This window comes from Streptomyces pimonensis, from assembly GCF_041380215.1.
GTDB classification, from domain to species: domain Bacteria; phylum Actinomycetota; class Actinomycetes; order Streptomycetales; family Streptomycetaceae; genus Streptomyces; species Streptomyces pimonensis.
Genome location: NZ_JAHWZY010000055.1, coordinates 21,875 through 31,583 on the forward strand (window position 1 = coordinate 21,875; position 9,709 = coordinate 31,583).

A 9,709-nucleotide genomic window follows, 5' to 3' on the forward strand; every position below is an offset into this window, starting at 1 on the left:
GAGCGGAGCGCGGTGAGCGGTGCCTCGCAGTCAGCGGTCCCCCGTAGGATGGGCATCATGGCCAAGACCAGTACGACGACCCAGGGGCTGCGTGCGGCGATCGAGCGCAGCGGCTACTACCCGGCCCTCGTGGCCGAGGCGGTGGAGGCCGCCGTGGGCGGCGAGCCCGTCCGGTCGTACCTGGTCCACCAGGAGACGACGTTCGACCAGAACGAGGTGCGGCGGCACGTCACCGTGCTCGTCCTCACCGGCAACCGCTTCATCGTCAGCCACACCGACGAGCAGGCCGCGGACAGCACCTCCCCGACGCCGTACGCCACCACGTCCACGGAGTCGGTCAAGCTCGGCCGGATCTCGTCGATCGTGGTCAGCCGTGTGGTCGCCAACCCCGAGTCGTACAAGCCGGGCACGCTGCCGCGCGAGATCGTGCTCACCATCGGCTGGGGCGCCGTCTCCCGCATCGACCTGGAACCGGCCGCCTGCGGCGACCCCAACTGCGAGGCCGACCACGGCTACACGGGCAACTCCACGGCCGACGACCTGAGCCTGCGCGTCAGTGAGGCCGGTGACGGACCGGAGACGGTGCGCCAGGCGCTCACCTTCGCGCAGGCCCTGTCCGAGGCGACCGCGGACCAGACGCGCTGATGGCACAGCCCACCCCCGGCGCACAGCCCACCCCCGGCGCGCGGCCCGTGCCCCGTCCGCAGGCGCCCCGCCCCGCGCCGCCCGCCCGGCCGACGCCCTCCGTGCGGCCCGCGCCCCCCGCCCGTCCCACGCCGCACCCGCACTCCACCGCCTGGGACGACGCGCACCCGCGTCCCCTGACCCTCGACTCCGCGCCCCTGCCCGAATACGGCGCCGGTTCGCTCGCCGACCTGCTGCCCACGCTCGCCGCCGGCATGGCCGTCCCCGGCACCACCACCGCGATCCCCGAGCTGGCCCCCGCCGACCGGAACTGCGTGTTCCTGATCGACGGGCTGGGCTGGGAACAGCTGAAGGCGCACCCCGAGGAAGCCCCCTTCATGACGTCCCTGCTCGCCGCCTCGCGCGGCGGCACCGGCCGTCCGATCACCGCCGGCTACCCGGCCACGACCGCCACCTCCCTGGCCTCCGTCGGCACCGGCCTGCCGCCGGGCGCACACGGCCTGCCCGGCTACACCGTGCGCAACCCGGACACCGGCGAGCTGATGAACCAGCTGCGCTGGCAGCCCTGGGCCCCGCCCGGCTCCTGGCAGCCGTATCCCACCGTCTTCGAACTGGCCCACCGGGCGGGCGTGCACGCGGCCCAGGTCTCCTCACCGACCTTCGCGAACACCCCGCTGACCAAGGTCGCGCTCAGCGGCGGCACCTTCCTCGGTCGGCTCTCCGGGGAGGAGCGCATGGACACCGCGGCCGAGCAGCTCGCCGCCGCCGACCGCGCCCTGGTCTACACGTACTACGCCGAGGTCGACGGCGCCGGCCACCGCTACGGCCTCGACTCCGACACCTGGCGCGGCCAGCTCATGTACGTCGACCGCCTGGTCCAGCGCCTGGCCGAACAGCTGCCCCCGCGCAGCGCGCTCTACGTCACCGCCGACCACGGCATGATCGACATCCCCTTCGACGAGGACCACCGCATCGACTTCGACGAGGACTGGGAGCTGAAGGCGGGCGTCGCCCTGCTCGGCGGCGAGGGCCGCGCCCGGCACGTCTACGCCGTGCCGGGCGCCGCGGACGACGTGCTGACCTGCTGGCGCGAGGTGCTCGGCGAGCAGTTCTGGGTGGCCTCGCGCGACGAGGCGGTCGAGGCGGGCTGGTTCGGACCGACGGTCGACGAACGCGTGTACCACCGGATCGGCGACGTGATCGCCGCCGCGCGGGACGACGTCCTGCTGATCGCCTCCGAGCGGGAGCCCAGGGAGTCGGCGATGGTCGGCAACCACGGTTCGATGACCCCTGCCGAGCAGCTGGTCCCCCTGCTCGAAGTACGCTCCTGACCCTCCGCCCGCGACCCCTGCCGAAAGGTGCCCGACCCCCCATGCCCGAGCTGGTGTTCTTCTCCGGAACGATGGACTGCGGGAAGTCGACGCTGGCTCTCCAGATCGAGCACAACCGTTCGGCGCGCGGCCTGGTCGGCATGATCTTCACCCGCAACGACCGGGCCGGCGAGGGCAAGCTCTCCTCCCGCCTCGGCCTGGTCACGGACGCGGTGGAGGTCGGCGACGGCGCGGACCTGTACGCGCACCTCGTCGACCACCTCTCCCAGGGCCGGCGCGCGGACTACGTGATCGCGGACGAGGCGCAGTTCCTGGCGCCGGAGCAGATCGACCAGCTCGCGCGCGTGGTGGACGACCTGGAGCTCGACGTCTACGCCTTCGGCATCACGACCGACTTCCGCTCCAAGCTGTTCCCCGGCTCCCAGCGGCTGGTGGAACTGGCCGACCGGGTCGAGGTGCTCCAGGTCGAGGCCCTGTGCTGGTGCGGCGCCCGCGCCACGCACAACGCCCGTACGGTCGGCGGGGTCATGGTCGTCGAGGGCGCCCAGGTGGTCGTCGGCGACGTCACCGGCTCCGTGGACGAGGTCGGCTACGAGGTCCTGTGCCGCCGTCACCACCGCCGTCGCATGACGGCCGCGACGGCCCACGCGGCGGCACTGTCGCCCGACGTGCTGCCGGTCTCCTCGGGCTGACCGCGGGGTCGCGGGGCGCCGGTGGGTCCGGGACGGCAGGGGAGTCGAGGGTGCGGCCTCTCGTCGTGCGCCGGCGCGGCTGAGTGACCGGGTGCGGCGGACGCACCGGCCGCGGGTCCGGCCCCGGGACTGCGACGGCCAGGGCTCCGGGCCGGCCGCCGTCCTCGGGACGGCGGCCGAGGACGGCGAACCCCGCGGGACCCGGAGAGGGCGCGTGACCGGCCGAACGCCCCGTGACATCCCGGACGAGGCGAGACCGGATCCGGCGAAGCCGTCGGCTCGCGACCTCGGCCCCCCTAGGCTGGGGCATCGGCTGCACCATCACGGCAGGACGGAAAAGGATCATGCGCGGCCTCACCGAGGCGAATCTCCAGAAGCTGGCCGGTGGCCGTTCCTTCGAACGCGCCTTCGGGTATCTCGACGCGGTGTCCGGGGTCGAGGTGGGTGACGGCTGGGTCACCGCGAGTGTCCACGGGACGGAACGGTACGAGGTCGAGCTGACCCTGGACGGACCCGGCGGGCTGTCCGGCGCGTGCGACTGCCCGTACGGCCTCGAGGGCAACTTCTGCAAGCACCTGGTCGCCCTGGGGCTGACCGTGCTCGCCCGGCCGGAGAGCCTGCCGCGGCAGCGGAAGGCGGCCCGGGAGCGCGCCCAGGACCTCGACGGGTGGCTGTCCGCCCTGTCCAGGGACGAGCTGCTCGCCCTGCTGCGGGAACAGATCGACGAGGACCGGCAGGTGCGGCGACGCCTGGAACTGCGGGCCGCCGGCGCCCGAGGGGACCTCGCCGCGGTCCGGTCCCGTATCCGTGACCTGCTCGACATCGGCCCCTTCGCGCAGTACGGCTACGTCGAGTACGCCGATGCCCGCGCCTATGCCGACCAGGCCCGGCAGGCGGTGTCCGCGATCGGCGCGCTGACCGGCTCGGGCCGGGCCGCCGACGCGATCATCCTGGCGCGGGAGGCGATGCGGCTGCTGGCCGAGGCGGTGGGGAGCGTCGACGACTCCGACGGCCGGCTCGGACAGGTCGGCGCGGGTCTGGCCGACGCCCACCTCGACGCGTGCCGCGCGGCACGCCCCGACCCCGAGGAGCTCGCGCGCTGGCTGGCCGGCCATCTGCTCGGCGACAGCGACGACGGCCTGACCGACATCGATCCGCTCGATTACGACGACGTCCTCGGAGAAGAGGGCATGGCCGTCCTGCGAAAGCTGGCCGCCGAGGCGTGGCGACGCAACCGCCGCGGCTGGGCGGAGAAGTACCTGATGGAGCGCCTGGCCAAGGCCGGGGGAAACGTCGACGCGGTGATCGCCGTGCACGCGGCCGATCTCGCGCCGAACGGCCACACGCACCTGGTCATCGCCCGCGAGCTGGAGGCCGCCCGGCGTTTCGACGAGGCCTTGGAGTGGGCGGAACGCGGTGTCCGGGACGCCCGGGACCTCTCCGCCGTGGACACCGCCCTCGTCGACCACCTCTGCGACCGCTATGCGCAGGCGGGCCGGACCACCGACGCCGTCGCCGTGCGCCGTGACCACTTCGGCGCCCGCCGCTCGCTGCTCGCGTACCAGCAGCTGCGCGCCGCCGCGCGGGCCGCGGACAGCTGGCCGGCCGAGCGCGAGGGAGCCCTCGCCCTGCTGCGCGCCGACGCGGAGCGGCCGCGGCAGAGCTGGTACGGCGGCCCCGTCCTGATCGACGCCCTGCTCGACGACGAGGACGTCGACGCCGCCTGGCAGGCCGCTGCCCGGACCGACGCCCACGACGAGCAGTGGCTCGCGCTCGCCGACCGGGCGCGGGCCACCCGTCCCGCCGACGCGCTCGGCGTCTACCTGCGCCTGGCGGAGCCGCTGACCAAGGAGACCGGCAACACGGTCTACGAGCGGCTCGTCGGCCTGCTGCTGAGCATCCGCGACTGCCACCGCCGCCTGGGCACCGAGGACGAGTTCGCCGCTTACGTCACCGCCTTGCGCACCGCCCAGAAACGCAAGCGGAACCTGATGCGCCTGATGGACGAACACGGTCTGTGAGCCGAACGGTTTCCCGGGGGCCCGCCTGCCCGGCCGGAACCCCGGCCGTTGCGCCGAACGGTCAGCGACGTGAACGGTCCGCGGCACAGGGACCGAGGCGGAGCAGCATCCTTGGGCCGATCGCACGGTCGGTCCCCTCCGCCGTCGTCCCGTCATGCCGTACGACGTGTCGGTGGCCGAATCCGCAGGAACGACTCGCCCGACGACGTGAGGTCAGCCGTGCTCGGCCGTGTCCGCCGGCTCGTCGATCCCCTGGAACGTCAGCGGGCCGGGTTCCGGCGGTCCATGGGGCGCCGGCACCGGCGGTTCAGGGCGGCGGGCGCGGCGGCCCGGCCGGGACCGGCGGGCGGCTCGCGGCCCGCGCGGACGAGAAGGGCAGGGCCGCGGTCCTAACGGCATGCTGCCGAAGGTCGACTTCCCGGAGCTGCTGCTGGAGGTCGCCGAGCCGACCGGGACAGCGGACGCGTTCATGCACATCTCCGGCCCTGACTCCGGCATGGAGGGCTTCGCCACCAGCCTGTGCGGCCGTCGGTCGACGAGGGTGCTGACGCGGTTCCCGTACTCGCGACGGGCCTTGCGCTGGGTCGGGACGGCCTGAGAGCTGTCGAGGGGCTGGCAGCGGGTGAGGAGTCCGCGGTGTACGGAGGGGGCGGCGCTCACGCGGAGGGTGCACACCCTCCGCGCCGTACGGTCGTGCCGCGGTCAACGGCGGCCCGCTCTTCCTCGTCCAGCTCGGTCATGCGGAGGAAGTCGGCGACCTTGCCCGGCACATCGAGCATGACGGGCAGTTCAGGTGCCTGGGCGTCCTCGTGGTCAGCGGCGGTGTGTTCGGGCATGTGGTCGGCGACGGCGGTGCGGTTGACGCCGTGTTCGCGGGCCAGGGCGGTGATGGACCTGCCGTGCAGGTATGCCGTGCGCACGGCGTCGGTCTTCCCGGCAGGGACGACCGGGCGGCGGCGCCCTTGCCACCCCTCGCCTCGGCGGCCCGCAGCCCGTCGTAGGTGAGCTCGCGTTGGAGGCCGCGCTGGAGTTCGACGCCGGCGGCGAGGGTCTGCACCCTGAACTTCACGGTGGACAACAGTTCTCCGGTGCGCGGGTGGGGGGCGGTGAGATCCATCGCGGAGAACGCGTCGTCGTGGGTGCGCAGGGCGAGACGATCGCGGTGCAGGACGTTGAGCACGTCGAGGATGTGCCCGGTGCCGCGCACGAGGCGGAACATCCCGAAGATGTGCACCGTGTCGCCCGGCCGCGCGTGCGTCAGCAGTCCGCCGGACTTCGGGCGCTGGAGCGGGTGGAGACGGCTGGAGGTACCGGTCTCTTCCTCGAACGTCACCAGGGCCTCGATCCCGGCCTCGGAGGGGACGAGGTTCTGACGGGCGGTCGACCGCTGGTCGGTCGAGACCCGCTTATAGACCAGGCCCGCCACCGGGGCCCCTTCCGTACGGAGGGAACGGAGCCTGTCTGTCGTCAAACTCTGTCATCAACCATCATCGGATCCGATTGGATCGACGCCGCCCTGGCACTTCGGAATGTCCGGATTCACTGGATGCCTGCCACGCCTGTCGGTAAACGTTCGTTTGCCGGCACTTGAGAGCCTCGGTGCCAGCGGCCAGGCAGATCGTCGGCGGCGAGTCCGTCAGCGACTGACGAGAAGGCCGTCCACCAGGGCCTGGAGCCCGTCCCGGTAGGTGTCCTCAGCGGTCAGCGGAACCCAACGGTCTGCGGCCTGCGTCAAGCGGGGCAGCTCGCTCGGGTCGAGATCGGCGAAGACTTGCTCCCGGTAGGTCGCACGGTCATCGTCTGCGCGCCGTCGTGCCGCTGTCGCCCTGACCACGATCTCCCCGGCGGTGTAGTACCAGATCGCACGGTAGCCGTGCACGGCCCGGTCGAGGGAGAGGCCGCATTCGACCAGGCCGTCGACGATCTGCTCGACGAACCACAGCGCGCTCGTGGACAGCAAGTCGTCGGCGGTCAGCACTTCCACGATCCAGGGGCAGGCGGCGAGCGCCTCGTGGACTGCGGTGGCGGCCACGACGACCCGCTCGCGAGGGTGGGCGGGCAGTCCCGGTCGGCGCAGGGTACGGGCGGCGTAGTCGTCCAGCAGGAGGACGAGCAGTTCCTCCTTGTCGCGGACGTGGTGGTAGAGCGCCATCGGCGTACTGCCGACTTCCGTGGCCAGCCGCCGCATGGTCAGCCGGTCCACTCCTCCCTCCTCCACGATCCGGCGGGCTGTCTCAATGATCTCCTCACGAGAGATACGGGGAGGTCGGCCCGGGGTTTTGCGCGGTGTGGACGGTTGCGGCATGCCCCCATCATTCCCCAGGTGTCGACAACGACGAACCCCGACGCTAACTTTTCTTACATGTATAAAAACTCTCGTGGGAGGCCCGGAGCGGTGCTGGCGGCTGCCGCCGTCGCCCAGTTCGTCGTCGCCCTGGACATGTCCGTGGTCAACGTCGCATTACCCGCGATCCGCACGGCGCTGGGGTTCGCGCCGCTCGACCTGTCGTGGGTCGTGCACATGTACGCGCTCACGTTCGGCGGGTTCCTGCTGCTGGGAGGACGCGCTTGCGACCTGTACGGGCGGCGTCGGATGTTCGTACTGGGGCTGACCGTTTTCGGGCTGTGCTCGCTGGTCGGCGGGCTGGCCCAGGACCCCTGGCAACTGATCGCCGCACGGGCCGGCCAGGGCCTGGGCGCGGCCGCAGTCGCACCGGCCGCGCTGGCGATGCTCACCACCACCTTCGCCGAAGGCCCGCAGCGCGTCCGGGCGTTGGGGGTGTGGAGCGCGGTGAACGCCGCGGGCGGGGCGCTGGGCGTGCTGGCGGGTGGACTGCTGACCGAATACGCGGACTGGCGCTGGGTCATGCTGATCAACCTGCCCATCGTCGCGGCGGCTCTCGCGCTCGTCCCCGTGGGGGTGCCCGCCGAAGCACCACCTGCCCGGAGTGAGCGGCTGGACGCGCTGGGTGCCGTCCTGGCGACAGGCGGCATCGGGCTGTTGGTGCTCGGTGTCGTGCGGACCGACACCCTGGGCTGGGGCTCCCCGGGCACGTGGGCGACCCTCGCCGCTGCAGCCGTGATGCTGGGTGTCTTCGTTCTCGCCGAGGCGAGGGTCGCCGCACCGCTGCTGCGCCTCGGCCTGCTGCGCAGCCGCTGGGTCGCCGGCGCGAATGCGCTGGTGTTCCTGGCCGCAGCCGGGCAGTTCACGGCGTTCTACTTCGTGTCCCTGTACATGCAGCAGGTCCTGGGCATGGGTGCCGCCGCGACCGGCACCGCGTTTCTGCCCTTTTCCCTGGGCCTGATCGCGGGAACTATCGTCGCCACCCGCGTCACCGCGTCCCGCTCCCCCCGCATCCCCCTGGTGTCCGGCACCCTGCTGGCCACTGCGGGCCTGGCCTGGTTCGCCCTCATCAGCCCCGACGGCAGCTTCCTCACCGATGTGCTCGGCCCGTCCCTCGTCACCAGTGTCGGCGCCGGGCTGGTCCTGGCGCCGGTCGCCGCCGCCGCGACCACCGGCGTCGCCCCCCGCGAGGCCGGCATGGCCAGCGGCCTGCTGAACAGCTCCCGCCAACTGGGCGGCTGCATCGGCCTGGCCGCCCTGGCCACCATCGCCGCGCACCGGACCGGCACGACCGCCGACCCCGCCGCACTCAACGACGGCTACGCCCTGGGCCTGGCCGTCACCGCCGGCGTCTTCTCGCTCGCTGCGGTCGTGGCCATCGGTGTACTGCCGCGCCGCCGGGCCGTCCCCCCTGTCCCGGGGTCCACCGACCCCGCGGAGAACCAGTTGGAAGGAGCTCCGTCATGACGGCCACCACCGTCGACCTGTTCGCCTCGGCGCTGCATTTCCACCCCGACGGCGAAGTCCGAGCCGTCGAACGGCAGATGACGAGCAGCAGCTCCGGCGTCTGGCAGATCGCCGCGTTCCACGTGGAGACCGATGCCGACGTGCATGCCGACCACTGGGAGATGCACCCAGCGGCCGAGGAAGCGGTGTGCTGCCTGACCGGCGGCATCCGCCTCTACTTCCGTCCCGACGCGCCCGGCGGAACCGAGGACATGGTGCGACTGCAGGCAGGCGCCGCCGTGATCGTCCCCCGCGGCCGCTGGCACCGCCTGGAACTGGACGCCCCCAGCGACCTGGTCTCGATCACCCTCCGCCACGGCACCCGCCTCGAAAAGCGCACCGGCAACCCCTGATCGGAGGTGGCCCGGCAAAGGACTGCCGGGCCACCACGAACCCTGCCCGAAGGCTTGGCGGCTCCGTTCCGCCAGCACGAAGCGTTCATCGCGCTTGCTGGGGACACCGCGTACCCAGCTGGCCCCACAGGGCGACGAACGTCGTCAACCACGGGGGCTCCCGGGCCCTCGTGGAGGCGTTCCTCGCCGCCGGCGCCCGGATCGACGTGGAGGACCGGATGGAGCTGTGGCGGATGCTGGTGCGTGGGGTGTACGAGTTCCGGCTCGACGTCGTCGAGGGCGAGGAACTGACCGCCGATGAGTGGGGCTACCCGCATCTCCTCGTCGGCACCCTGCCCTACGAGGCCGCCGGGACCCGCGATGCGAAGCGAGGCTGCCTCCAGGCAGAAAGTCCTCAGCCGACGCACCCGGGTCCTCGTGAGCCCAGCTGCGTCGGCCGCGGCCCAGCCTCAGACGCGCTGTTACGACGAGGCCAACCCGATGAGGCTTGCCCATGCCTCGCGGGAGACGGTGAGCATGGGACCGGCGTCAGCCTTCGAGTCACGGACGTGCACGACTGCCGCAGCAGCCGCAACCTCTACACACTGACCGCCCTCGGTCCCGCTGTAGCTGCTCTTGAACCAGGTGAGGCTGGATGTGGCGGTTGAGGACTCAGCGTTGTTCATAGCGCTCCCAGCAACCCTTCGATGAACTTCGTTGACTCTCGTGGACTGAGCTTGGCGTTTAACCTTTGAGGCGTTTCAAGCGGATATGTTCAGTGAGGGTCTCGACGCGTTTTACGGTTTTCCCGGTCTCGTATCGCTGAGCTGACCTGCGG

10 protein-coding genes and 1 pseudogene are annotated in these 9,709 nt (G+C 72.2%); 7 read left to right on the plus strand and 4 right to left on the minus strand.

Annotation, left to right across the window (positions count from 1 at the left end):
- Nucleotides 1–57 precede the first annotated feature (57 nt).
- From KYY02_RS31425 to KYY02_RS31445, 5 genes are all read left to right on the plus strand, one after another.
- Complete coding sequence (locus KYY02_RS31425) at nt 58–645, plus strand: DUF5998 family protein (RefSeq protein WP_371243991.1); 588 nt, start codon at nt 58–60, stop codon at nt 643–645.
- 101 nt (nt 646–746) lie between these two features.
- Nucleotides 747–1,976, plus strand: a complete 1,230-nt coding sequence (locus tag KYY02_RS31430; RefSeq protein WP_371244010.1) for an alkaline phosphatase family protein — start codon at nt 747–749, stop codon at nt 1,974–1,976.
- A 41-nt stretch (nt 1,977–2,017) separates the two neighbouring features.
- Entirely contained in the window at nt 2,018–2,668 is a 651-nt protein-coding gene (locus tag KYY02_RS31435) for a thymidine kinase (protein ID WP_371243993.1), read from the plus strand.
- A gap of 344 nt (nt 2,669–3,012) precedes the next feature.
- Complete coding sequence (locus KYY02_RS31440; protein ID WP_371243995.1) at nt 3,013–4,689, plus strand: SWIM zinc finger family protein; 1,677 nt, start codon at nt 3,013–3,015, stop codon at nt 4,687–4,689.
- A 397-nt stretch (nt 4,690–5,086) separates the two neighbouring features.
- Nucleotides 5,087–5,287, plus strand: a complete 201-nt coding sequence (locus tag KYY02_RS31445) for a hypothetical protein (RefSeq protein WP_371243997.1) — start codon at nt 5,087–5,089, stop codon at nt 5,285–5,287.
- Nucleotides 5,288–5,345: 58 nt separating this feature from the next.
- Here KYY02_RS31445 and KYY02_RS31450 read toward each other — a convergent pair whose 3' ends face one another.
- The 3 genes and pseudogenes from KYY02_RS31450 to KYY02_RS31460 form a co-directional block, all read right to left on the minus strand.
- On the minus strand, nt 5,346–5,609 hold the full coding sequence (locus KYY02_RS31450) for a hypothetical protein (protein WP_371244012.1): 264 nt from the start codon (nt 5,607–5,609) through the stop codon (nt 5,346–5,348).
- Nucleotides 5,610–5,713: 104 nt separating this feature from the next.
- A pseudogene (locus tag KYY02_RS31455) lies at nt 5,714–6,115 on the minus strand (recombinase family protein); the annotation flags it as partial.
- Between the two features lie 210 nt (nt 6,116–6,325).
- Nucleotides 6,326–6,994 carry a TetR/AcrR family transcriptional regulator gene (locus tag KYY02_RS31460; protein WP_371243999.1) on the minus strand — a complete coding sequence of 223 codons (669 nt, stop codon included), beginning with the start codon at nt 6,992–6,994 and terminating at the stop codon, nt 6,326–6,328.
- A 57-nt stretch (nt 6,995–7,051) separates the two neighbouring features.
- Between KYY02_RS31460 and KYY02_RS31465 the strand changes: the two genes are divergently transcribed.
- Both KYY02_RS31465 and KYY02_RS31470 read left to right on the plus strand, forming a co-directional pair.
- Entirely contained in the window at nt 7,052–8,500 is a 1,449-nt protein-coding gene (locus KYY02_RS31465) for an MFS transporter (RefSeq protein ID WP_371244003.1), read from the plus strand.
- A complete protein-coding gene (locus tag KYY02_RS31470) occupies nt 8,497–8,892 on the plus strand; it encodes a cupin (protein WP_371244006.1) in 396 nt (131 codons plus the stop codon). Before KYY02_RS31465 ends, KYY02_RS31470 begins: the two co-directional genes overlap by 4 nt.
- A 461-nt stretch (nt 8,893–9,353) precedes the next feature.
- Here KYY02_RS31470 and KYY02_RS31475 read toward each other — a convergent pair whose 3' ends face one another.
- Nucleotides 9,354–9,557 carry a DUF397 domain-containing protein gene (locus tag KYY02_RS31475; protein WP_371244008.1) on the minus strand — a complete coding sequence of 68 codons (204 nt, stop codon included), beginning with the start codon at nt 9,555–9,557 and terminating at the stop codon, nt 9,354–9,356.
- Between the last annotated feature and the right edge of the window lie 152 nt (nt 9,558–9,709).